Annotated in this window: 24 protein-coding genes; 13 read left to right on the plus strand and 11 right to left on the minus strand. The window is 65.4% G+C overall.

The features are described from left to right. Positions 1-345: 345 nt before the first annotated feature. The gene (locus U5A67_RS10050) at positions 346-1,077 is read left to right on the plus strand and encodes an RNA polymerase sigma factor FliA (RefSeq protein WP_205987031.1); all 732 of its coding nucleotides are present in this window, start codon (positions 346-348) and stop codon (positions 1,075-1,077) included. Positions 1,078-1,296: 219 nt separating this feature from the next. Here U5A67_RS10050 and U5A67_RS10055 read toward each other — a convergent pair whose 3' ends face one another. The 3 genes from U5A67_RS10055 to flgA form a co-directional block, all read right to left on the minus strand. After that, a complete protein-coding gene (locus tag U5A67_RS10055; protein ID WP_205987032.1) occupies positions 1,297-1,743 on the minus strand; it encodes a flagella synthesis protein FlgN in 447 nt (148 codons plus the stop codon). 59 nt (positions 1,744-1,802) lie between these two features. Then, positions 1,803-2,150: a flagellar biosynthesis anti-sigma factor FlgM gene (gene flgM, locus U5A67_RS10060; RefSeq protein ID WP_205987033.1), complete on the minus strand. Its 348-nt coding sequence runs from the start codon at positions 2,148-2,150 to the stop codon at positions 1,803-1,805. 183 nt (positions 2,151-2,333) lie between these two features. Beyond that, positions 2,334-3,683 (minus strand): flagellar basal body P-ring formation chaperone FlgA, encoded by a 1,350-nt coding sequence (gene flgA / locus U5A67_RS10065; protein ID WP_321813866.1) that lies wholly within the window; start codon positions 3,681-3,683, stop codon positions 2,334-2,336. Between the two features lie 227 nt (positions 3,684-3,910). Between flgA and U5A67_RS10070 the strand changes: the two genes are divergently transcribed. The 12 genes from U5A67_RS10070 (at position 3,911) to flgL (ending at position 16,273) form a co-directional block, all read left to right on the plus strand. Next, positions 3,911-4,429, plus strand: coding sequence for a flagellar basal body protein (locus U5A67_RS10070; RefSeq protein ID WP_205987035.1), 519 nt, complete (start codon positions 3,911-3,913; stop codon positions 4,427-4,429). 72 nt (positions 4,430-4,501) lie between these two features. After that, entirely contained in the window at positions 4,502-4,927 is a 426-nt protein-coding gene (flgC, locus tag U5A67_RS10075; RefSeq protein WP_205987036.1) for a flagellar basal body rod protein FlgC, read from the plus strand. Positions 4,928-5,066: 139 nt separating this feature from the next. Continuing rightward, a complete protein-coding gene (locus U5A67_RS10080) occupies positions 5,067-5,720 on the plus strand; it encodes a flagellar hook assembly protein FlgD (RefSeq protein WP_205987074.1) in 654 nt (217 codons plus the stop codon). Positions 5,721-5,752: 32 nt separating this feature from the next. Continuing rightward, entirely contained in the window at positions 5,753-6,994 is a 1,242-nt protein-coding gene (gene flgE / locus U5A67_RS10085; protein ID WP_205987037.1) for a flagellar hook protein FlgE, read from the plus strand. A gap of 32 nt (positions 6,995-7,026) precedes the next feature. Then, positions 7,027-7,785: a flagellar basal-body rod protein FlgF gene (gene flgF / locus U5A67_RS10090; protein ID WP_205987038.1), complete on the plus strand. Its 759-nt coding sequence runs from the start codon at positions 7,027-7,029 to the stop codon at positions 7,783-7,785. 64 nt (positions 7,786-7,849) lie between these two features. Further along, entirely contained in the window at positions 7,850-8,638 is a 789-nt protein-coding gene (flgG, locus tag U5A67_RS10095) for a flagellar basal-body rod protein FlgG (RefSeq protein WP_205987039.1), read from the plus strand. Positions 8,639-8,769: 131 nt separating this feature from the next. Then, positions 8,770-9,441, plus strand: a complete 672-nt coding sequence (gene flgH, locus U5A67_RS10100) for a flagellar basal body L-ring protein FlgH (protein WP_321813888.1) — start codon at positions 8,770-8,772, stop codon at positions 9,439-9,441. After that, complete coding sequence (locus U5A67_RS10105; protein ID WP_205987041.1) at positions 9,435-10,634, plus strand: flagellar basal body P-ring protein FlgI; 1,200 nt, start codon at positions 9,435-9,437, stop codon at positions 10,632-10,634. Before flgH ends, U5A67_RS10105 begins: the two co-directional genes overlap by 7 nt. Positions 10,635-10,645: 11 nt before the next feature. Continuing rightward, a complete protein-coding gene (flgJ, locus tag U5A67_RS10110; protein WP_321813867.1) occupies positions 10,646-11,644 on the plus strand; it encodes a flagellar assembly peptidoglycan hydrolase FlgJ in 999 nt (332 codons plus the stop codon). A gap of 326 nt (positions 11,645-11,970) precedes the next feature. Then, positions 11,971-12,726 (plus strand): flagellar brake protein, encoded by a 756-nt coding sequence (locus U5A67_RS10115; protein ID WP_205987043.1) that lies wholly within the window; start codon positions 11,971-11,973, stop codon positions 12,724-12,726. Between the two features lie 272 nt (positions 12,727-12,998). Next, positions 12,999-15,017 carry a flagellar hook-associated protein FlgK gene (gene flgK / locus U5A67_RS10120; RefSeq protein WP_205987044.1) on the plus strand — a complete coding sequence of 673 codons (2,019 nt, stop codon included), beginning with the start codon at positions 12,999-13,001 and terminating at the stop codon, positions 15,015-15,017. A gap of 14 nt (positions 15,018-15,031) precedes the next feature. Further along, on the plus strand, positions 15,032-16,273 hold the full coding sequence (gene flgL / locus U5A67_RS10125; RefSeq protein WP_205987045.1) for a flagellar hook-associated protein FlgL: 1,242 nt from the start codon (positions 15,032-15,034) through the stop codon (positions 16,271-16,273). A gap of 190 nt (positions 16,274-16,463) precedes the next feature. Here flgL and fliR read toward each other — a convergent pair whose 3' ends face one another. From fliR to U5A67_RS10165, 8 genes are all read right to left on the minus strand, one after another. Continuing rightward, positions 16,464-17,255 (minus strand): flagellar biosynthetic protein FliR, encoded by a 792-nt coding sequence (gene fliR / locus U5A67_RS10130; RefSeq protein WP_205987046.1) that lies wholly within the window; start codon positions 17,253-17,255, stop codon positions 16,464-16,466. Positions 17,256-17,292: 37 nt separating this feature from the next. Next, positions 17,293-17,562, minus strand: a complete 270-nt coding sequence (fliQ, locus tag U5A67_RS10135) for a flagellar biosynthesis protein FliQ (protein ID WP_205987047.1) — start codon at positions 17,560-17,562, stop codon at positions 17,293-17,295. Positions 17,563-17,573: 11 nt separating this feature from the next. Then, positions 17,574-18,413, minus strand: a complete 840-nt coding sequence (gene fliP / locus U5A67_RS10140) for a flagellar type III secretion system pore protein FliP (RefSeq protein ID WP_415767805.1) — start codon at positions 18,411-18,413, stop codon at positions 17,574-17,576. A 48-nt stretch (positions 18,414-18,461) separates the two neighbouring features. Next, positions 18,462-19,061 (minus strand): flagellar biosynthetic protein FliO, encoded by a 600-nt coding sequence (gene fliO / locus U5A67_RS10145; RefSeq protein ID WP_321813868.1) that lies wholly within the window; start codon positions 19,059-19,061, stop codon positions 18,462-18,464. After that, positions 19,058-19,480 (minus strand): flagellar motor switch protein FliN, encoded by a 423-nt coding sequence (gene fliN / locus U5A67_RS10150; protein ID WP_241024699.1) that lies wholly within the window; start codon positions 19,478-19,480, stop codon positions 19,058-19,060. Before fliN ends, fliO begins: the two co-directional genes overlap by 4 nt. Positions 19,481-19,553: 73 nt before the next feature. Further along, positions 19,554-20,552 (minus strand): flagellar motor switch protein FliM, encoded by a 999-nt coding sequence (gene fliM / locus U5A67_RS10155; protein WP_205987076.1) that lies wholly within the window; start codon positions 20,550-20,552, stop codon positions 19,554-19,556. Between the two features lie 45 nt (positions 20,553-20,597). Further along, the gene (gene fliL / locus U5A67_RS10160) at positions 20,598-21,101 is read right to left on the minus strand and encodes a flagellar basal body-associated protein FliL (protein WP_205987050.1); all 504 of its coding nucleotides are present in this window, start codon (positions 21,099-21,101) and stop codon (positions 20,598-20,600) included. Positions 21,102-21,552: 451 nt separating this feature from the next. Next, entirely contained in the window at positions 21,553-23,067 is a 1,515-nt protein-coding gene (locus tag U5A67_RS10165; RefSeq protein WP_321813869.1) for a flagellar hook-length control protein FliK, read from the minus strand. Between the last annotated feature and the right edge of the window lie 64 nt (positions 23,068-23,131).

Genomic DNA, 23,131 nt, shown 5'->3' on the forward strand with positions numbered 1-23,131 from the left:
CGCCGAAGCCGTGGCGGCGGATAACCGCGCGGCGGCCGCTTCGGCAGACGCCTCGAACGGCAGCGCGGCCAGCCCGACGGTGGCCACTGCGCCGGCCGGCGTGGCGGCGGCTGCGGTCTCGGCACTGGCTTCATCCGCGGAATCGTTTGTTTCGACCGTCACTGGCGTTCCATCCGCGCCTGCGTCGGCCCATGCAGGATGGCGGGCGGACCCGCCCGTGCCGCGCCCGACGCCCCAGCACGCCTGACGTGGGGCTTCGAGAGCGCAGCAAGGGAAACAGGCTACTTATTTGCATGGGATCGCAGCGGGCGCATCAGCGTCGGCTGCGGTCGAGAGGAGAGCACGATGTATAACGCTCAAGGAAAGATTTCGCAGGCCGATGTGCTGGCGAAATACGCGCCGCTTGTGCGGCGCCTGGGTCTGCAACTCGTGGCGAAGATGCCCGCGAGCGTGGATCTGGATGACTTGATCCAGGCCGGCATGATCGGCCTGATGGACGCCGCGAACCGGTACAAGGAAGACCAGGGCGCGCAGTTCGAAACCTACGCAAGCCAGCGGATTCGCGGCGCGATGCTCGACGAGCTGCGCAGCAACGACTGGCTGCCGCGCAGCCTGCGCCGCACCTCGCGCGAAGTCGAAAGCGCGGTGCACAAGGTCGAACAGCGCCTCGGTCGTGCGGCCAGCGAAACCGAGATCGCGGACCATCTGGAAATGCCGCTCGACGAATATCAGTCGATGCTGCAGGACCTGCATGGCAGCCAGCTGATCTACTACGAAGATTTCGACCGTTCTGCCGAGGACGAGCCGTTCCTCGACCGTTATTGCGTCGATCATTCGGACCCGCTCTCGGCGCTGCTGGACGACAGCCTGCGCGGCGCGCTGGTCGAAGCGATCGATCGCCTGCCCGAACGCGAGAAGCTGCTGATGTCGCTCTACTACGAGCGCGGCATGAACCTGCGCGAAATCGGCGCGGTGATGGAAGTCAGCGAATCGCGCGTGTGCCAGTTGCACAGCCAGGCCGTGGCGCGTCTGCGTGCGCGTCTGCGCGAAATGGCGTGGGCCGGGACGGAAAACTGAACAAAAACGGCGCGGCTACGGCGGCGCCGACGGGGAGGGGAAGCCGGAGCGTGCGAGCGCTTCGGCTTTTTTTATTGGTGATGCGGTGATGCGGTGATGCGCTGATGGCGGGAAGCGGGAAAGGGAATTCTGCTGCCCAAAAACAAAAAGCCGAAGCACTCACGCTCCGGCTTTCCCGTCTCGCGCGGTGTTCAACCGCGCGGCAAATCTCAAGACCCGTTACAGCCCGAACTGCGGCAAGCGCCCATCCGGTCCATACAGCATCGACGTCGCGCTATTCGTTTCGCCGCGCAGGATCGCCAGCGCGCGGCGGTTATGTTCCATGCGCGTGCGGATCATCATGCCGATGGTCAGGTTCTGGCGGCGTGCGCGCTCGGTCGAAACCTTGAGCAGTTCCCACGTGCCAGCCAGCCGCGTATCGCTGCCGCAGGCCATTTCGATACCCTTGCGTCCGCCCGGCAGGCCGAGGCCGGCGAGCTGCGCGTCGCGTACCTTCTCGAGGCCCGCCATGCGCTGCGTGAGCGTCGTCTTCTGCTCGACGATCTGCGGCAACGCGTCGATGCCTTCGGCCGACGTGAGCGCCTTCTCCTCGAAGGCGAGCAGCGAGGCGAACGCTTCCACTGCGGCGTGTTCGTCGATCAATGTAGCGAGAAGAGCGTCTTTCATCGGGTACCACCATTAAAGCAGGTTGTGCGGGACGGCCCGCAGCGTCGCTGCCTGGCCGCTTAATTGCCCGAAGCGGGCTTCACCAGGCCGCGCGCCGTCTCCAGAATGCCATCGGCGATCTTGCCGGTGTCGATCTGCAGCGTGCCGTTCTTGATGGCGTCCTTGATCGACTGGACATGCGCCGTGTCGATGTCGGCTGAGCCACTCGCTGGGAGCGATCGCAGCGAGGAAGAAAGCGAGGAAAGGCTCACGTTGGCGTCTCCGCTAGTGCTCGCGGCGCTCGCGGTAGCGGCGCCGGACGCCGTGCCACCGGTCGTCGCGGTGCTTGCGGTTTCGCCTTGCTGCGTACGCGCGAGGCCATCCTGCAGCGGGAGCGCGTCATTGCGGGTGGAGGTGTCGATTTTCACGATGGGGCTTCCTGATCCGTATGGCCTTGATAACGGCAAGGAACCGCGCGAACTTTAGCGCGAATCTCCAGCCGTTACACGATGTTACGTGTGCTTTCACGCATAGCCATCCTGAGCGTTTTCGGGCCCGATCGCGAACGTCCGGACGGCGAATCGGCCAGCGAATCTCCCACTGAATCGACCCTAAATCTGCACCTGCACTGTCGAGGCGTCTTTCACCACGCCGCTGATGATCTGCCCGTTCGGCGTGCGCACGCGCACGAGCTGTCCGGGCGCGGCGTTGTTGAGCACGCTGCCTTCCGACGAAATCGTGAAATTCGGTCCTTCGGCGACCACCTTGACGGTCTGGCCGATCACCACCGAGGCGGCGCTGCGCAGCATGTCGGAGCGCAGAGGCAGGCCCGAGGTGATGCGCATGAGCGCGATCGCACCGTTGGCCTGCGAGGGATCGGTGATGACGGTCTGCGGCAGCGTGGCGAGGTCGCCATCGCGCGGCACGTAGTCGACAGCCGACAGCGCTTCGCCGGGATTGATCTGGCGCGACGCGACGTAATAGGTGATCTGGACGGCCACGCGCGCCTGCACGTAGAGCGTCCACGGTTTCGCGCCCACACAGCGCACGCCGATGGTGGTGCGGCCGAAGCTGCGCGCGCCAGGCGGCATGAACGGTTCGAGCGACGCGCAGGCCGCGAGGCCGCGCGGAAACACCGGCGACACGCTGACTTCGACCTTGCCGGGCAGACCGGCCGATTGCTGCTGCAAAAAGGTGAGGGCGGTGGCGCGGATGCGCTCGCCGTCTTCCTGTCCCGGCGGCACGGGTTGCTGCTGGGCTTGCACGGCCTGCGCAGCCTGTCCGTAAGCCGCCGCGCTCTGCACGACGACAGGCGCCACGGCGCGCGAGGGCGCCGCGACATTCACGCGCTGGATCGATCCGGCCGCATTGGCGTTGCCATTCACGGCCACGTTGGCGAGGCGCGCCACACCGGCGCGCGCCATCGCGGGGCGTTGCACGGCAGGCGCGACCGGCGTAACCGTTGCGCCCGTCGCACCCGTTTCACCCGGCGCAGGAATCGTGACGATCTGCGGAGCGTTATTCGCTGCGTTCTGGGCGGCGGCCGTGCCGCGCTCGCCCGCACCGGGAATCGCGATCATGCCGCTCTGGGCTGCCTGATTGTTCTGGCCAGCCTGCGCCTGCTGCATCGTCTTGACGTTCGCGCTATACGCGAGCGTCTTCGCAATTTCCGCATAGGCCGCCGCGTTGGCCGCGGCCTTGCCCTTCGACGGTTCGGCGAGCATTGCGCTCATGCGCTGCGAATCTTCGCCCGCGCGGTCGCCGGGACCGGCGATATAAATCTGCTGGCCCGCCGCGTCGCTTTGCGCATGGGCAGCGCCGCTGGCAAACACGCCCGTGGCGGCAAGCAGCGCGGCGAGCGCGCTACGCAGCGCCGTCACGCGCGAGAAATTGACCGAACGAACGGGCGCGAGCCGGTGCGCTGCCGCGCGTCGGGCGCGGAGGTGGGCTGTCTGCGGCATCGTCGTTCTCCCTCTATTGCATTGACACGCCTCGCATTCTAGGCGGCCGACCCCGCTTCCTTGCCTCGAATAGAGGGGCGAGTTCCCGGCTATTCGTCCGATTGGTTCTTGCTTCTCACGCCTAACATTCCTCTCCATGCGAAAAGGCCTTTGCGCTCGGTCCGTCAAACGGATGCGCGACGACTATGCCGACGCAGCCTTTCATTTCGTGTAACGGAGAACGCCCGATGCTGGACAAACTCGACGCCGAATTCGCCTTTGGCCGTGAAGCGCTCGATGTGCGCGCAACGCGCCAGGCACTGCTGTCCTCGAATATCGCGAACGCCGATACGCCGGGTTACCAGGCGCGCGACGTCGATTTTTCGTCGTCGCTGGCCGGCGCGCTCAAGCAGGCCGGCGCGGCGACGCCGAACGGCATGGCGCCGTCCACGGGCGGCAACGCCCAGCCGCTGGCGCTCGCGCAGCCCGCCGGCGTGACGAGCGGCATGTCGATGGCCACCACCGAAGCCGGTCACCTCGCGGGCAATGTGAAGCTGGCCGCGACCGGCGGCCCGGCGGACACCTATTCGAGCCCGGTGATGTATCGCATCCCGACGCAGCCCGCGCTCGACGGCAACACGGTCGATCTCGACACCGAACGCGTGCAGTTCGCGGATAACGCGCTGCACTTCGAATCGGGCATGACCGTGGTGTCGCAGCAGATCAAGACGATGCTCTCGGCGATCCAGTCGGGCTCGAACGGTTAAGCCGCGCGGCACGTCGACTAAGCAATACAGCAAACGTTTCAGGCAAGCAGCCGATCAGAGGTCAACGACACCATGCCATCCCTGATGAATATCTTCAGCGTTGCAGGCTCCGCCATGTCGGCGGAATCGCAGCGCCTGAACGTGACGGCGTCCAATCTCGCCAACGCCGACAGTACGACCGGCCCCGACGGCCAGCCTTACAAGGCCAAGCAGGTCGTGTTCGCGGTCAACCCGCTCGGCGGCGCGCGCAGCGCGTCCGGTCAGCAGGTGGGCGGCGTGAAGGTGACGGGCGTGATCGACGATCCGACGCCGATGAAGCAAACCTACGACCCGGACAATCCCGCCGCCAACTCCGACGGCTACGTGACGATGCCGAACGTGGACCCGGTGCAGGAAATGGTGAACATGATTTCGGCGTCGCGCTCGTATCAGGCCAACATCGAAACCCTGAATACGGCCAAGACCTTGATGCTCAAGACCCTGACGATCGGCAGCTAATACAAGCCGGCGCAGGAACGGGAAACACACCACACGCTACCCAGCAACAGACAGCGTATCCGAGGAGAACGCGTTGACCTCCAGCAACACCACCATCGGCGGCAGTTCCGCCACCGTTTCGCAGACGCTGCTCGACACCATGAACGGCACGTCGGCGAGCTCGTCGACGTCGTCCTCGTCGACCAGCGGCACGAGCGGCACCGATCTGCAGCAGACCTTCCTGCAACTGCTCGTGACGCAACTGCAGAACCAGGACCCGACCAGCCCGATGGACAGCTCGCAGATGACCTCGCAGCTCGCCCAGATCAATACGGTGTCGGGCATCGCGAACCTCAACACGTCGCTTTCGTCGCTGTCGACGCAGCTCTCCGCTGGCCAGAACGCCCAGTCGGCGCTGCTGATCGGCTCGACGGTGCTGGCTTCGGGCACCACGGCGGCCGTGTCGAGCGGTACGTCGCCGCAGCTCGGCGTGCAGCTCAGCACCGCGGCTTCGGACGTCAAGCTGACGATCACGAACTCGGCGGGCAAGGTCGTCAACACGCTCGATCTGGGCGCGCAGTCGGCCGGCACGGTTCCGGTGACCTGGAACGGCACGGACTCGTCGGGCGCGGTGGTCGCAGACGGCAACTACACGATCAGCGCGACGGCAACGGTCAACGGTCAGGCTACCTCCGCGACGGCACTCGTCGCGAGCAAGGTCGACGCGGTGATCCAGCAGTCCGACGGCACGGCGGGCCTTTCGCTCGCCAATGGCAAGACGGTCCCGCTCTCGAGCGTGGCCGGCATTCTCTGAACCCGATAAACGACAGCGCGGAGTAAATACTCATGGGCTACCAGCAAGGATTGAGCGGCCTCGCCGCCTCGTCGAACGACCTCGACGTCATTGGCAACAACATCGCCAATGCGAACACGGTCGGCTTCAAGCAAAGCGCGGCGCAGTTCGCCGACGTCTACGCGAACACCATCGCCAGCTCGGTCAATACGCAGATCGGTCTGGGCGCGGCACTCTCGGAAGTGCAGCAGAACTTCTCGCAAGGCACGATCACGACGACCGGCCAGGCGCTCGACATGGCCATCAACGGCAACGGTTTCTACCAGATGTCGAACAACGGCACCGTCACGTATTCGCGTAACGGCGTGTTCCAGCTCGACAAGAACGGCTACATCACCGATGCGGCCGGCAACGACCTGATGGGTTACGCCGCCGGCACGAACGGCGTGGTGAACTCGGCGCAAACCGTGCCGCTGCAGGTGCCGACGACCAACATCGCACCGGTCACCACCTCGACCATCACGGCACAGCTGAACCTGAACGCGCAGTCGACCGCCCCGAGCGCCACGCCGTTCGACGCGACCAACTCGGACACCTACAACTACTCGACTTCGATCACGGCATACGACTCGCTGGGCGGCACGCAGCAGGTCAACATGTACTTCGTGAAGAACTCGACGTCGGGCAACTGGGATGTCTACGCGGGCACCGCGGGCAACGTCTCCAGCACGCCGGTCGGCTCGATGAAGTTCGACTCGTCGGGCACGCTGACCAACACGTACGACTCGACCGGCGCCTCGACGACGCTGGGTTCGATCGGCATCACGATCAACCCGACCGACGGCTCGGCCACGAACCAGGCGATCAACCTGAACTTCGCGGGCACGACGCAGTACGGCAGCACCAACGGCGTGAACAACCTCGCACAGGACGGTTACGCGAGCGGCACGCTGTCGAACTTCACGGTCGGCTCGGACGGCACCATCACCGGCAACTACTCGAACGGCCAGACCAAGACGCTCGGCCAGGTCGTGCTCGCCAACTTCAACAACCCGAACGGCCTGCAGAACCTGGGCGGCAACCAGTTCCAGGAAACCGCGGCTTCGGGCGTGGCGCAGGTCTCGACGCCGGGCAGCACGAACCACGGCACGATCACGGGCGGCGCGGTGGAATCGTCGAACGTCGACCTGACCAACCAGCTCGTCGACCTGATCACGGCGCAGCGCAACTATCAGGCCAACGCACAGACCATCAAGACGCAGCAGACCGTCGACCAGACGCTGCTGCAGATGTAAGTACGTTTGTCCTTTAACGCACCGGGCACATCATGGACCGACTGATTTATACCGCGATGACGGGCACGAGCCAGGCGCTCGAGCAGCAGGCCGTCGTCGCGAACAACCTGGCCAACGTCTCGACCACGGGCTTTCGCGCGCAGCTGGCGAATTTCCGCTCCGTGCCGATGTCGTTCGGCGACGGCTCGACCGTCAACGATTCGACCACGCGCACCTTCGTGCTCTCGGCGACGCCAGGCTCCGACATGACGCCCGGTGCGATTTCCAGGACCGGTAATCCGCTCGATATCGCGATCCAGGGCAACGGCTTCATGGCCGTGCAGACCGCCGACGGCAACGAGGCGTACACGCGCGCGGGCAACCTGCACGTGGACGAAAACGGCCAGCTCGTGACGGCCAGCAACCAGCAGGTGCTGGGCGGCGGCGGCCCGATCGCGGTGCCGCCGGGCTCGGCGGTGACGATCGGCTCGGACGGCACGGTCTCGGCGATTGCGCCGGGCAGCCCCGCGAGCGCGATCGCCATGATCGACCAGATCAAGTTCGTGAACCCGCCCGCCGGCACGCTGCAACGCGGCGACGACGGCCTGTTCCGTACCGCCGACGGCAATCCCGCCGATGCGGACCAGACGGTCCACATCGCCACGGAATCGCTCGAAGGCAGCAACGTGAACCCGGTCGCCGCGATGGTCTCGATGATCACCAACGCGCGCCAGTTCCAGATGCAGACCAAGCTGTTACAGACGGCCGACCAGAACGAACAGAGCGCCAACCAGCTGCTCAACTTCAGCTAAGCATTTTTAAATTGGCCGCCGGTCTCGCCTACGACAGCAGACTACGCGCCGGGAGAAAGACACCGTGAACCGATCGCTCTACATCGCCGCTACCGGCATGAACGCCCAGCAGGCGCAGATGGACGTGATCTCGAACAACCTCGCGAACGTGAGCACCAATGGCTTCAAGGGTTCGCGCGCCGTGTTCGAGGACCTCATGTACCAGACGCTGCGTCAGCCGGGCGCGAATTCCACGCAGACCACCGAGATGTCCTCGGGCAGCCAGGTCGGTACCGGCGTGCAGCAGGTCGCGACCGAGCGCCTCTACACGCAGGGCAACCTGCAGCAGACCGGCAACTCGAAGGACGTGGCGGTCAACGGCGCGGGCTTCTTCCAGGTGCAGATGCCCGACGGCACGACGCAGTACACGCGTGACGGCTCGTTCCAGACCAACTCGCAGGGCCAGCTGGTGACCGCGAGCGGCTATCCGGTGATGCCGGCGATCACGGTGCCGGCCAACGCGACGTCGCTGACCATCGGCAGCGACGGCGTGGTGACGGTGACGACGCCGGGCTCGACCGGCAACACGACGATCGGCTCGCTGCAGGTGGCGATGTTCATCAACCCGGCCGGTCTGCAGAGCAACGGCGAAAACCTGGTGTCGGAAACGGCTTCGTCGGGCGCACCGACGGTGACGACGCCGGGCCTGAACGGTTCGGGCACGCTCAATCAGGGCTACGTCGAATCGTCGAACGTGAACGTGGTGCAGGAACTCGTGAACATGATCGAGACGCAGCGCGCCTACGAAATCAACAGCAAGGCGCTGACGACGTCCGACCAGATGTTGCAGACCCTGAGCCAGATGCAGGTTTAAACTCCGCGTCGCGCTACACAGGCAAGCTGAAGCAACCGCAATAGCAGTACGGCATAGAAGTGGTGAGGAATATGGGCCAGTCCGTTCAAGTCAACTTTCGCTCGCGGCAGCAGCAGACGCTGCGCCGGGCGATGCCGCGCGCCGCGATGGCGTCGGCGTCCCTCGTGCTCGCCGCGCTGGCGGGCTGCGCCTATATCCCGAACCGGCAGCCGATCGTGCAGCAGCCGATGACGGCCGTGCCGCCGCAGCCGCCCACCAACACCTCGCCGGGTTCGATCTACAACCCCGGCTACGTGGGCCGGCCGCTGTTCGAGGATCAACGTCCGCGCAACACCGGCGACATCCTCACGATCGTGATTTCCGAAAACATCAACGCGACGAAGTCCTCGGGCGCCAACACCAAGCGTGGCGGCAGCACGAGCTTCAACGTGCCGACCGCAGGCTTCGCGCCGGGCTTCTTCTCGCGCGCCAATCTGTCGGCCACGGGCGCCAACCAGTTCGACGCCACCGGTGGCGCGAACGCTTCGAACACTTTCACGGGCGTGATCACCGTAACGGTCACGAACGTGCTGCCTAACGGCAACCTGGTGGTATCGGGCGAAAAGCAGATGCTGATCAACCAGGGCAATGAGTACGTGCGCTTTTCCGGCGTCGTGAATCCGAACACTGTTGCCGGAGACAACTCCGTGCTCTCGACCGATGTCGCCGACGCGAAGATCGAATACTCCGCGAAAGGCGTGATCGACGAAGCCGAGACAATGGGCTGGCTGCAACGCTTTTTCCTGAATGTCTCGCCATGGTAAAGATCCGTTTCCAGCGCTCGCGCCGCTCGCGCGTAAAAGACCTGCTGACCGCCTTCGGCGTGGTGGCGGGCTTCGTGTTCGCGTGCGGAGCGCTGCTCGCCTACGCCACGCCAGCGCGTGCAGAACGTGTGAAGGACCTCGTGACCTTCGCCGGCGTGCGCGACAACCCGCTGATCGGCTATGGCCTCGTGGTGGGTCTGGACGGCACGGGCGACCAGACCACCCAGGCGCCGTTCACGACGCAAACGCTCGCCAACATGCTCGCGAACCTGGGCATCTCGATCAACAACACGTCGAGCTCGAGCGGTTCCTCGCAGACGCTCAACAACATGCAGCTCAAGAACGTCGCGGCCGTGATCGTCACGGCGACGCTGCCGCCGTTCGCGCGTCCGGGCGAGACGATCGACATCACGGTGTCGTCGCTCGCGAACGCCAAGAGCATTCGCGGCGGCACGCTGCTGCTCACGCCGCTCAAGGGCGCGGACGGTCAGGTCTACGCGCTGGCGCAAGGTAACGTGGCCGTGGGCGGCGCGGGCGCGTCGGCCAACGGCAGCCGGGTGCAGGTGAACCAGCTCGCAGCGGGCCGCATCGCGGCAGGCGCGACGGTCGAGCGCGCGGTGCCTTCGCCGGTGTCGCAGCCCGGCGGCATGCTGCAGATGGAAGTCAACGACATGGACTACGACACGACGCAGCGCATCGTGTCGGCGGTCAACAATATGTTCGGCGCGGGCACGGCGCAGGCGGTCGACGGCCGCACGATCCAGGTGCACGGTCCGGCCGATCCGCCGTCGCAGGTGGGCTTTATCGCGCAGATCCAGAATCTCGACGTGCGTCCGGCCCAGCCGGCGGCGAAGGTGATCCTGAACGCGCGTACCGGCTCAATCGTGATGAACCAGATGGTCACGCTAGAATCCTGCGCGGTGGCGCACGGCAATCTTTCGGTGGTCGTGAACACGCAGACGGCGGTTAGCCAGCCGGGCGCGTTCTCGAACGGACAAACGGTCGCGGCTCGCCAGTCGCAGATCCAGTTGAAGCAGGACAACGGTGCGCTCAAGCTCGTGACGGCGGGCGCCAATCTCGCGGAAGTCGTCAAGGCGCTCAACGCGCTCGGCGCGACGCCCGCAGATCTGATGTCGATCCTGCAGGCGATGAAGGCAGCAGGCGCTCTGCGCGCTGACCTCGAAATTATCTAAGGACGTGAAAAATGGATAACTCGAATATCGGCAATGGCAATCTCGACCTCACGAACCGCTTCGCGCTGGACGTGCAGGGTTTCGACGCGATGCGCGCGGCGGCCAACGCCTCGCCGCAGCAGGGCGTCAAGGCGGCCGCCAAGCAGTTCGACGCCGTGTTCACGCAGATGATGCTCAAGAGCATGCGCGACGCGACGCCCGCGGACGGCCCGCTCGATTCCAACGACGGCGCGCAGTTCCAGTCGATGATGGATCAGCAGCTTGCGCAGCAGATGTCGAACAAGGGCATCGGCGTGGCCAACGCCATGATCAAGCAGCTCACGCGTGCGATGGGCGGCGACCCCAACAGCCTGAGCGGCAGCAACGGCGCGGGCGGCATCGCCAGCGCCATGCAGGGTCTGTCGGGTTCGGGCGGCAGCGGCAACGCCGGCAATATGGCGATGCTCAACGCGCTCGGCCGTGCCTACGGCAATGCCGCGGCGAACGGCTCGCTCGGCAAGAGCCAGGGCTGGGAGGCCAATAGCGCGCTCACGCCGGCCGTGCGCGGCAACGGCGACGACAAGGTCGACGCCTTCGTCAACAAGCTCGCCAACGGCGCGCAGCAGGCCAGCGCCACCACCGGCATTCCGGCCCGCTTCATCGTCGGCCAGGCCGCGCTCGAATCGGGCTGGGGCAAGCGCGAGATCATGAAGGCGGACGGCTCGACCAGCTACAACGTGTTCGGCATCAAGGCGACCAAGGACTGGACCGGCAAGACGGTCTCGACCATGACGACCGAGTACATCCACGGCACGCCGCACCGCGTGGTGGAGAAGTTCCGCGCCTACGACTCGTACGAAGACGCGATGACCGACTACGCCACCATGCTCAAGAACAACCCGCGCTACGCGTCGGTGATCAACGGCTCGCGTACCGCCGAGAGCTTCGCGCAGGGCATGCAGCGCGCGGGCTACGCAACCGATCCGCATTACGCCAAAAAGCTCATGTCGATCATGCAGCAGATGGCCTGATCCGCAGCGGATCGAACGACGTTTTTATCGACGCATCGCGCATAACATGCAGCGCGCCACGCCGAAACATGGCAAACGTTGCCTGATCGGCGATGGGCGCGTTTTGCGCACCGATCGCGTGCAGATCGCGAAAGAAGCGCGCCCGGCGCTCGCCGGCTCATTTCGCCGGACACACATTTTTTACGCCAAACCCCTAAATTTCCTCGCTCGTATGCCGCTAATGCAGGCGAGATCGAAAAGAATCAGGGGCGGCGACGACCGCCCGGACGGCGCGCTACGGCAGCTTGTCGGGCGCGCCGGCATGTCCACGAAATTCCGGCAGGCCGATGAATACCGTTCAGTCGAATCAACAGGAAGCAGTCGATGGCGAAAGCCCCGACTATGGCCGTCGCAACCCGCTCGAAGTCGGGGTGCAGTTGCGCAATCTCGCCAATCGCGGCGATTTCCTGACCTTGCAGTTTCGCGGAGGCCAACTGGTCACGCGCATCCTCGACGTGAACTCGCGCGAGCGAACCTTCACGTTCGACTGGGGCGCGCTGTCCGAGCAGAACCGCGAAGTGCTGGCCACCCAGGAATGCCAGTTCCATGCGTCGCCCGAAGGCGTGCGCGTGGAGTTCACCACTGGCCAGCCGCGCGAGACGACCTTCGAAGGGCGTCCCGCCTTCGAAGTGACCTTCCCCGAAGTGCTCTACTACGTGCAGCGCCGCGAGTATTTCCGCGTCGATACACCGGTGATGGAGCCGTGCATCGTGCGCGGCGCGCTGCCGATGGATGGCCAGCGCTTCCAGTTCGAGGTGCACGACATCTCGCTGGGCGGTCTGGGTCTGCGCACCACGGACGAACGCGCGGCGGCGCTCGACATGGGTCTGAAGCTGGTGGACGTGGAGCTGGAGCTGCGCGGTCACGGCACGCTGCGCGTCGATCTGGCGCTGGTGGTGCTGCGCTTCATCGATCTGCCCAATGGCGACCGGCGCTATCACCTCGGCCTGCGTTTCGACACGCTGCCGGGCGCGGCGGAAAACAGCCTGCAGCGCTATATCACGCAGCTCGAAATGAAGCGCCGCGCGTTCCAGCGCGCGTAAGCGCGCAACCCGGCGAGCAAGGCAGCGGGGCCGCTTGCGCGGCTTGCTGCCGACTTCAGCGCGGCGCGCCATTCGCGTGCGCCGGGCCGGTTTCCGATGTGCTGCACAGGCACACCGGCGAGGCCGCGACACGTCTGTCGCGCCAAACGTTTTCCCCGCGAAATTCTCCCTTACCGCCGCTTAATTTCAGCGGCGCGCTGCCGTTATTACATAAGTTCACCCACGCGGCCCTCCGACTGGAATGTCGGGCAGGCCGTCCATGAGGATTACGCATGTCCAACATTTTCTCGATCGGTCTCTCTGGTTTGCAGGCCGCGCAGATCGGCATCGCCACCGCCGGCGAGAACATCAGCAATTCGTCGACCACGGGCTACAACGTGGAAAGCGCGGTGTACTCCGAAGCAAACGGTCAGGCGAGCAGTTCGGGCTATCTGGGTGGCGGCGTCAACACGGCAACCGTGCAGCGCGCCTATAGCCAGTACATCACGACGGCGCTCAACAACGCGCAGTCGAGCAGCAGCTCGCTGACCGCTTCGTACACGCTCGCCACGCAGCTTTCGAACCTCGTGGGCAGCCCGACTTCGGGCATCGCTTCGTCGATCACGTCGTTCTTCTCGGGCCTGCAGGACGTCTCGAATTCGCCGGACAGCAGCTCGGTGCGTCAAACCGCGCTCTCCGATGCGCAGACGCTCGCCGACCAGATCAACTCGGCTGGCGAACAATACGATTCGCTGCGCCAGAGCACGAACACGCAGCTGAGCAACGCCGTTTCGCAGATCAACACGTACACGCAGCAGATCGCCAGCCTGAACACGCAGATCGCCACGGCGAGCGCGTCGGGCCAGCAGCCGAACCAGCTGCTCGATCAGCGCGATCTGGCCGTGTCGAACCTCTCGCAGCTGGTGGGCGTGCAGGTCGTGCAGAACAGCACCGGCTACAGCGTGTTCCTCGGCAATGGCCAGCCGCTCGTGGTGAGCGGCCAGAACTACAACCTGACGACCCAGGCATCCGATACCAATCCGTCGGAGCTGACCGTGGCATGGCAAGGCCTGCCCGGTTCGACCACCGCCGCGCAGCCGCTGTCCAGCGCCGCGCTGACGGGCGGCACGGTGGGCGGCCTCGTGTCGTTCATGCAGAACACGCTCGATCCGGCCGAATCGCAACTGGGCGCGATCGCGACCAGCTTCGCCGCGCAGGTGAACGGCCAGAACTCGCTGGGCCTCACGCTCAGCGGCGGCACGGGCGGCAACCTCTTCACGGTGAGCGCGCCCACCGTCACGGGCAACCGCAACAACACCGGTTCGGCGACGGTGTCGGCCTCGCTCACGAACGCCGTGAGCCCGCCGACCGATAATTACACGCTGTCGTATTCGAGCACCGCGGGCGGCACCTGGACGCTGACCGATTCGAGCACCAACACGGTGGTCGGCACGACCACGACGCAGCCGAGCACGAGCAGCCCGTTCACCGCAGCCGGCCTGTCGATCACCTCGTCGGGCACGATGAACAACGGCGACTCGTACGTGATCCAGCCGACCGCCGGCGCGCTCGACAGCTTCGCCGTCGCCACCAGCGATCCTTCGGCGATCGCGGCATCGGCGCCGGTGCTGGTTTCGGCGACCACCGGCAACACGGGCACGGCCACGGTGACGCAAGGCGCGGTCACCTCGGGCTACACGGTTTCGTCGACGGACACGACGCTCACGTACACGGCGGCTTCGTCGGGCACGGGCGGCACGCTGTCGGGCTTCCCGCCGAACTCCACGGTGTCCGTCACGGTGCCGGGTTCGAGCACGCCCACGACCTACGCGATCGACGCGACCGGCACCACGGCCGTGAACTACGACCCGAGCACGGGCGCGACGCTGACGATCACGTCGAGCACGGCGGGCGACACCAACAACGTGAGCTTCACGATGACGGGCACGCCTTCGACGGGCGACACCTTCACCATCAGCAAGAACACGAGCGGCACGCAGGACGGCCGCAATGCACTGGCGCTGGCGAACCTGACTTCCGGCACGTCGTTTACCAATTCGCAGACGCTCACCAACGCGTACTCGAACTACGTGAACGCGATCGGCAATACGGCGAGCCAGCTCAAGGCATCGAGCACGTCGCAGACTTCGCTCGTCACGCAGCTGACCTCGCAGCAACAGTCGGTGCAGGGCGTGAACCTCGACGAAGAAGCGGCCAACCTGCTCAAGTACCAGCAGCTCTATCAGGCCAACAGCAAGGTGATCCAGACGGCGGCGTCGCTGTTCCAGACCCTGATCGGCATTTTCCAGTGAGGCGCTGACCAACCATGCGTATCGCGACTTCCCAGATTTACTCGTCGAGCCTTTCGACGATGGAAAACCAGCAGTCCAGCCTGCTGTCGGTTCAGCAGCAGATTTCGACGGGCGTGGCCATTTCGAATCCGGCCGACAACCCGCTCGGCGCCGCGCAGGCCGTGCAGCTTTCGGCCACCAGCGCCAACCTCACGCAGTACGCGGCGAACCAGAGCACGGCGCTGTCGTCGCTGCAACTCGAAGATTCGACGCTGTCCAGCGTGACGACGACGCTGCAGGCGATGAGCCAGCAGATCCAGTCGGCCATCAACGGCTCGCTCAACGACAACGACCGTCAGGCGCTCGCCAAGCAGTTGCAGGGCGAACGCAGCCAGTTGCTCACGCTCGCCAACACCACGGACGGCACCGGCAACTACCTGTTCTCGGGCTTCCAGAGCACCTCGCAGGTGTTCACGAACCAGGCGGGCGGCGGCGTGACGTACAACGGCGACCTGGGCCAGCGCACCGTGCAGGTGGCCGGTTCGCGCTCGATCTCGATCAGCGACACGGGCGCGGCGGTGTTCCAGAGCGTGTCGTCGGTGGGCACCCTGGCGGTGGCCTCGGGCAGCTCGTCCAACCAGGGCACGGGCACGATCAGCGGCGTGACGGTCACCGACCCGACCCAGGCGACCAACGGCCACAACCTGACGATCCAGTTCGGCGGCACGAGCGGCGCGCTCACCTACACGGTGACCGACAACACGACTTCGCCCGCGACCACGCTCGCCTCGAACCAGGCTTACACGGACGGCTCGACGATCGACCTCGGCAGCGGCATGAACGTGACGATCTCGGGCACGCCGGAGACGGGCGACAGCTTCTCGGTGACGCCGGCCACGGCGGCGCAGAACAGCAGCGTGTTTTCGAGCATCGATGCGGTGATTTCGGCGCTCCAGACCTCGGCGACCGGCAACCCGACCGCCACGGCGACGCTGCAAAACGCGCTGCAGACGGGGCTCACGCAGATCGGCAACTCGACGTCCAATGTCATTACGATGCAGGCTTCAGTGGGCGGCCGCGAGCAGGAAATCAAGGCGCTGCAGACCGTGACGTCGACCAATTCGCTGCAGGTCAGCTCGAATCTCGACGATCTGGTGAGCACGAACACGGTGGCCGCGATCACGCAATACGAGCAGATCTCGAACGCGCTGACGGCGTCGCAGAAGAGCTTCGCGACCACGCAGCAGCTTTCGCTGTTCCAGTACATCAATCCTTGATGGCGCGGGCCCGGGCTTCGGCTCGGGCGCGGCGGCATGAAAAAACGGCGGCAGGCTTTCGGGCCTGCCGCCGTTTTTGCTGGTGTCGCGCAACCCTACATCGAACCCTACAGCGCTTTCGGGAAACGGCCGTAGATTCAACGGTTTGCGTAGCCATTTAACCCTACTTCGAACCCTACTGGCCCGTCGCTCAGCCTGGCGGCTTCAACGCCGCCGCAACCCGCCCCATCTCCTCGATCCCGCTATCGAACAGCCGCGAAAAGTAGGGAATCAGACTCGGCATCATCAACTGGATCAGCAGCAGACCCACGAGCATGGTGACCGCAAAGCCGATCTGGAACACGCCGATCTGCGGCGCCGCGCGGTTCAGAATGCCCAGCGAGATATTGGTGATGAGCAGCGCCACCACCACCGGCAGCGAAAGCAGCAGCCCGGAGTTGAACACCATCGCGCCCCAGCCCACCAGGATGCGAAAACCATTGCCGCCGAGCACGCTGGCCGACACCGGCACGCTGCGAAAGGTTTCGATGAGCGCGGCGATCATCTGCAGATGGCCGTCGAAGGCGAGAAACGCCAGCATCGCCATCATGTTGAACCACGATGACAGCGCGGGCGAACTGCTATTGGATTGCGGATCGAAGAACGATGCGAACGACAGGCCCATGCCGGCGCCCATCAGATCGGCGGCGGCCGTCACCACGGCGAACACCATCTGCATCGTGAAGCCCAGCGCCACGCCGATCAGAAACTGATTGACCAGAATCCACACGCCCTCGGCCGAAAACACCGTGACCTGCGGCATGGCGCCGAGCGTCGGCGCCACGATCAGCGTGATGAAGGCCGCGAGGCCGATCTTCACGCGCGTCGTGATCGAGCGGTTGCCCACCACGGGCGCGGTGGCGATCAGCGCGAGGATGCGCGTGAACGGCCACAGGAACGCGGTGAGCCAGAGATTGAGCTGCGCGTAGGTGACGGTGAACATCGCGTGGAAAAGCGGGCCGGTGCGGGCGCGGCGCGCTTCAGGCCGCGAGCGCCGGAATGCTCGTGAACATGCGATGCATGTAGTCGAGGATCGTGGTGAGCATCCACGGACCGGCGATCACGAGCGTCACCGCAATCGCGACGAGCTTGGGAATGAAGGACAGCGTGCTTTCGTTGATCTGCGTGGCGGCCTGAAAGAGGCTCACCACCAGACCGACCACCAGCGACACGAGCAGCAGCGGCGCAGCCAGCAGCAGCGCGACATACATGGCCTCGTGCGAGAGCGTCATGACCATTTCGGGCGTCATCGCGGCTGTCCTTAAGTGAAGCTCTGCGCGAGCGAGCCGATCAGCAATTGCCAGCCGTCCACCAGCACGAACAGCATCAGCTTGAACGGCAGCGAGATCGTCGCGGGCGAGACCATCATCATACCCATCGACATCAGCACGCTCGCCACCACCATGTCGATGATGAGGAACGGAATGAAGATCGTGAAGCCGATCTGGAAGCCGGTCTTCAGCTCGCTCGTCACGAACGAGGGCACCAGCAGCGTGAGCGGCACGTCTTCCGGGCCTTGCATCGGCGCGGCGTGCGAGATGCGCGCGAAGAGCGCGAGGTCGGACTCGCGGGTCTGGCGCAGCATGAAGGTCTTGAACGGCGCGACGCCGCGCGTCACGGCTTCGTCCATCGGCAGGGTGCCGGCCGCGAACGGCTTGTAGCCGTCGTTATAGGCCTTGTCGAGCACCGGCGACATGATGAACAGCGTGAGAAACAGCGCGAGACCGACGATCACCTGGTTGGGCGGCGTGGTAGTCGTGCCGAGCGCCTGGCGCAGCAGCGACAGCACGATGATGATGCGCGTGAAGCTCGTCATCATCAGCACCATCGCGGGCAGGAACGACAGCATCGTGAGCAGCAGCATCGTCTGCACGCTCAGCGAATAGGTCGTACCGCCGCCGGGGCCGGGGCTCGTGTTGAAAGCGGGCAGGCCTTGCGGCTGGGCCGCCTGGGCATGCGCGAGATGCGGCAGCATCAGCACCACGGCGGTCAGCGCGAACAGCAGCGCGAGCGGCAGGGCCGAGCGCGAAAGGCGCGCCTTGAGTGCCGCCTTGAAGCGGCCGAAACGGGTATTCGACGTCACGATCGAAGAAGATTGCATGCGGGCGCTGGCGCCCGTTACTGCGTCGGAAAGGGGACTGCCGTGCATTTACTGCGCTCCGCCGTCGTGACGGTTGGGTGTCGCGCCGGATTGTGCGTCGGGTCGCGCGCTGGATCGCGGATTGAACCGTTTGCCGGCTTCGTGCTTCAGCGCGTCACGAAAGCGCTGGCCGAAGCTGCCTTGCAGGGCGGGGCCGCCGGCGGCGCTCGCGACACCTGCCGCGACATGACCGGCAGGCAACTCGCCCGCGGGCATCGTGTGCAGCAGCGTCACGCTGCCGGGCGAGGCGCCCAGCACCAGCCAGGTATCGCCGATCTCGACCACGGCCACGCGCTCCTTGCCGCCGAGCGATGCGCCGCCGACGGTTTTGATCAGCGCGTTCTTCGGCCCATGCTGCAGCCCGAGACGCCGCGCGAGCCAGCCGCAGGCGAACACCACGGCGATCACCAGCACGAGACCGAGCACCGTTTGCAGCACCGCGCCGAAGCCGAGCGACGGCACCGCGCTGCCCGTCACCACGGCGGAAGCGCCCGAGGCCGAGCGCGCCGCCTGGTTGACCGCCTGCAGGTCGGCGGCGCGAGCCGCGACGCTGGCAAGCGAAACCGCAGCAACAGCGAAAGTACGGCGCAGCACGGCCAGCGATTTCATCGGTTGAGTTTCCGGATCCGCTCGGACGGCGTGATGATGTCGGTCAGACGGATACCGAACTTGTCGTTCACCACCACCACTTCGCCCTGGGCGATCAGGCAGCCGTTCACGAGCACGTCCATCGGTTCGCCGGCGAGGCCGTCGAGCTCCACCACCGAACCCTGCGCGAGTTGCAGCAGGTTGCGGATGGCGATCTTGGTGCGGCCGAGTTCGACGGTCATCTGGACGGGAATGTCCAGAATCATGTCGATATCGTTACGCGTCGAATTCTGATCGACCTTCGAAAGCGGCTGGAACACGGCCGCCGGTTGTGCGGCGGGTGCGTCGTTGCTGTTCTGCTCGGCCAGTGCGGCGGCCCAATCGTCCATCGCCATCTCGTCTTCCGTGCTTGTTGTATTGGCTGCGCCCGTTACTTCCATTGCTTCAGCTTGCGCTGCGGCCTCCGGGCCGTCTGGATCGAGCACCGGTTCGTCAGCGCTCGTGCCGTTGATGTCACTCATATCCACCTTCCTTCATCGTGTCGGCTGCGCTGATCATCTTCTGGACCCGCAACGCGTATTGACCATTGAAAATTCCGTAGCCGCACTCCATTACCGGCACGCCGTCCACCTTGGCGACGATGTGCTCGGGAACGTTCATCGGCAGCACATCGCCCTTCTTCATGTTCAGGATCTGCTCGAAGGTGATGGGCACCTGCGCCAGATCGGCGGTCAGTTCCACTTCGGCGGCCTGCACCTGCTGCGACAGCACGCGCACCCAGCGGCGGTCCACGTCGAGCACTTCGCCTTGCAGCGGCGAGCTCAGCACGTCGCGGATCGGCTCGATCATCGAATACGGCATGCAGATGTGCAGCGTGCCGCCGGTCGAACCGAACTCGATCGAGAACTGCGTGACGATCACGATCTCGTTGGGCGTGGCAACGTTTGCGAACTGCGTGTGCATTTCCGAGCGTACGTACTCGAAATTGAGCGGCCGCACGCTTTTCCACGCGCTCGTGTAATGCTCGAACACCAGGTTCAGCAGCTTGCTGATGATGCGCTGTTCGGTCTGCGTGAAATCGCGGCCTTCGACGCGCGTATGGAAACGCCCGTCGCCGCCGAACAGGTTGTCGACCACGAAAAACACCAGATTCGGATCGAACACGAACAGCGACGTGCCGCGCAGCGGCTTCACGTGCACCAGGTTCAGGTTCGTCGGAATCGGCAGGTTGCGCGTGAACTCGCTGTATTTCTGCACGCGCACCGGCCCGACCGAAATTTCGGCGGTACGGCGCATGAAGTTGAAGATGCCCACGCGCAACAGGCGCGCGAAACGCTCGTTAATAATTTCGAGACCGGGCATCCGGCCGCGCACGATGCGTTCCTGCGTCGCGATGTTGTACGGACGCACGCCCTGCTTTTCAGCCTGGCTCGAATCGGTATCGACTTCGCCGGTGACGCCCTTGAGGAGGGCATCGACCTCCTCCTGCGACATGAACTCGTCGTGACCCATGCTCATGATGCGAAGTCCTCGAATGTCTGCGCGCTGTCCATGCTCTTATTGCACGACGAATTCGGTGAAGAGGACGTCCTCGACCTTGGCGGGCTCGGCGCGCGGGTCCGACGGCTGGGCGATCAGCTTGGCCAGTTCGGCCGCGAGCGTGCGCTTGCCGTCGAGCGGGGCGAGATCGGACGGATTCTTGTTCGACAGCGCCAGCAGCACGCGGCTGCGGATTTCCGGCATGCGCGCGACCAGCGCGTCCTGGGTGGCCTGGCTGTCGAGCTTGAGCGTGAGGCCGATACGCAGGTAATGCGTTTCGCCGTCATCGGATTGCAGGTTCACCGTCATCGGCTCGAGGGCGTAGTAGACGGGCACGGCGGGCGGCGGCGGCGCGCTTGCGCTCGGTGCGCTCGCGGCATGGCGCGACATGAAGAACCATACGCCCGCGCCGGCCGCGCCCGCGGCGACGATCGCGATGATGACGATGAGGAGGATGCGCTTCAGCGGTCCGGGTTTTGCGCCTTGCGGGGCGGCTTGCTGGTTTGCGGTCGTGGTCGCCATGTCGGTGTGCGAATCTGGTGCGTTCGGGTACGGGTTCGGAGTACGGGCCGCGCCTTGCTGGCGTGGCGCTCGCATTCATTCCGGCAGCCTGCATTGTTGCGGCTTTTGCCTTACAGCGATGGGAGGAATAGACGGGGGATTTCCGGCTATCTCGTGGCTTTGTGCCGGTGCGGGGCGGGCGTTTCGCCGGGAATGGGGGAAAGAGCGTAGCAGGAAGGCGGGGAGCGGGCGAGCCCCCCTTTGTGCATTGCAATGCGCGGCGCCTCGCGCGGGCGGCGCCGGACTGCGTTGCTGTGGTCCGGCGGCGTCGCACTTTGCCCCGTTTGTTGCTGCTTGTTGCTGCTTCTTCCTTCTTCTTGCCCTTCGTTGCTGCGTTTTGTTGCTTTATTGCTTCGGGGCGCTTCGGGGCGCTTCGGGTCGCTTCGGCTTGCCGAAGCGACTGTCATCCGCTTCAGGCGAAGGTGTCGACCAGGCCGACCGTGCGCTTCGTAGCCGTGGTGGCGGCGCTGCTCGCCACGTCGTCCACGCCGCCCGTCGAGGCGAGGCCGGACGATCCCGAGCGCGACGAACGCGAACCGCCGCCCGAGCCGCTACCGCTGCTGTCCTGCTGCGCCTGCTGGTTCATCTGACGCGAAAAACCGTCGCTCACGCTCGCGCTGCCCAGGCCAATGCCGTTTTCCTGCATCTGCTCGCGCAGCTTCGGCAACGCGGCTTCGACGGCTTCGCGCACCTGCTGGTGCTGCGAGACGAAGAGCGCGTGCGCGTGGTTGTCCGCGACCTGCAGGACGACCTGGAGCGGGCCGAGATCCTTCGGGTTGAGCGTGAGTTCCGCCGAGGTCTGATGCGCGTTCGACAGGAACACGACCTTCTGGCTGAGCGCGTCTTCCCAGTCCGAGGTGCCGACCTGCGGCGAAATCGTGCTCGACGCCGCCGCCGATGCCGCCGCCGGGTTGTTGGCCGCACTGGCCGCCTGGGTGGCTTGCGCCTGCGCGGCGGCCGCAGCCGCCTGGCTGGCCGCGAGCGCGTCGGTCACGGTGTTCGATGCGCTCGACGCGTCGGTCTGCGAGCTGGCTTGCGCGGCGGCCGCGAGCAGCGCATTGGCGTTCTGTGCGGTGGCGTCGTTGGTTGCGCCCGCCACGGTTTTCGCCGAGCCGGTCGTAGCCGTGCTTTTATCGTCGATGGCCGTGTCCAGCGCCTTCGATTTCGCCTGCGTACCCAGATGGGTCGCGAAGCTGCTGGCGATGCTCGCGCCGCCCGACGCCGCGCTGGCGTCGGTGGTGGTCGCGGCGGCGCGCGTGTTGAGCGTGGCCGCGCCGCTGCGCAGCGTGTTCAGTGCTGCCGCCAGAGCGTCGCTGACCGATTTCGGCGCGCTGCTCGTGCTGTCGCTGGCGTCCGTGGCCGTGCCGGTGCCGTTCGCCGCGGCGGCGGCCGCTTGAGCGACGCTCGCGAGCGTGGCGTCGCTGCCGTCCTGCGCGGCGTCGCTACCGTCGCTGCTGCCGTCCTGGCCTTGCTGCGCGGCCTGCTGGGCCGCTTGCGCCTGCTGTGCCTGGGCGGCGGCCGCCGCACCGGCGGCATCGGTCTGCTGCTGGGCGCTGGCGTCGCTCGCGCGGCGATCGGTCTTCGAAGCGTGCTTCGAGCCCTGCGTCGACGAACTGCCGCTCGACGACTGGCTCGACTGCGTGGATTGCGAGCCCGACGCTTGCGACGAGTGCGCGCTTTGCGAATTCTGCGAAGCCTGGGCGCTGGCACTGGCGCTGTTCCAGTTCTGCGCGGCCGCGGCGTTCGACTGCTGCTGGATGGCCTGCTGGTTGCTGCTGGCCTGGCTGGCGGCTTGCGCGGCCATGCTCTGCTGCAGCGTCTGCGCAAAGCCCTGGCTGGCGTTCGCCTGGCTGGAAGAGGTGGCGTTGCCGCTAGCGGTGGGGTCCACGGCTCCGAAGAGCGAACTGACTGCAGAAAGAAGCGACATGAGGTCTGCCCCGAAAATCCTGAACGGTGTATTAGACGATGACTGTCATTGCGCCCGCAAATAG

Origin of the sequence: Paraburkholderia sp. J69-1, from assembly GCF_905220255.1 — a bacterium.
Taxonomy (GTDB): domain Bacteria; phylum Pseudomonadota; class Gammaproteobacteria; order Burkholderiales; family Burkholderiaceae; genus Paraburkholderia.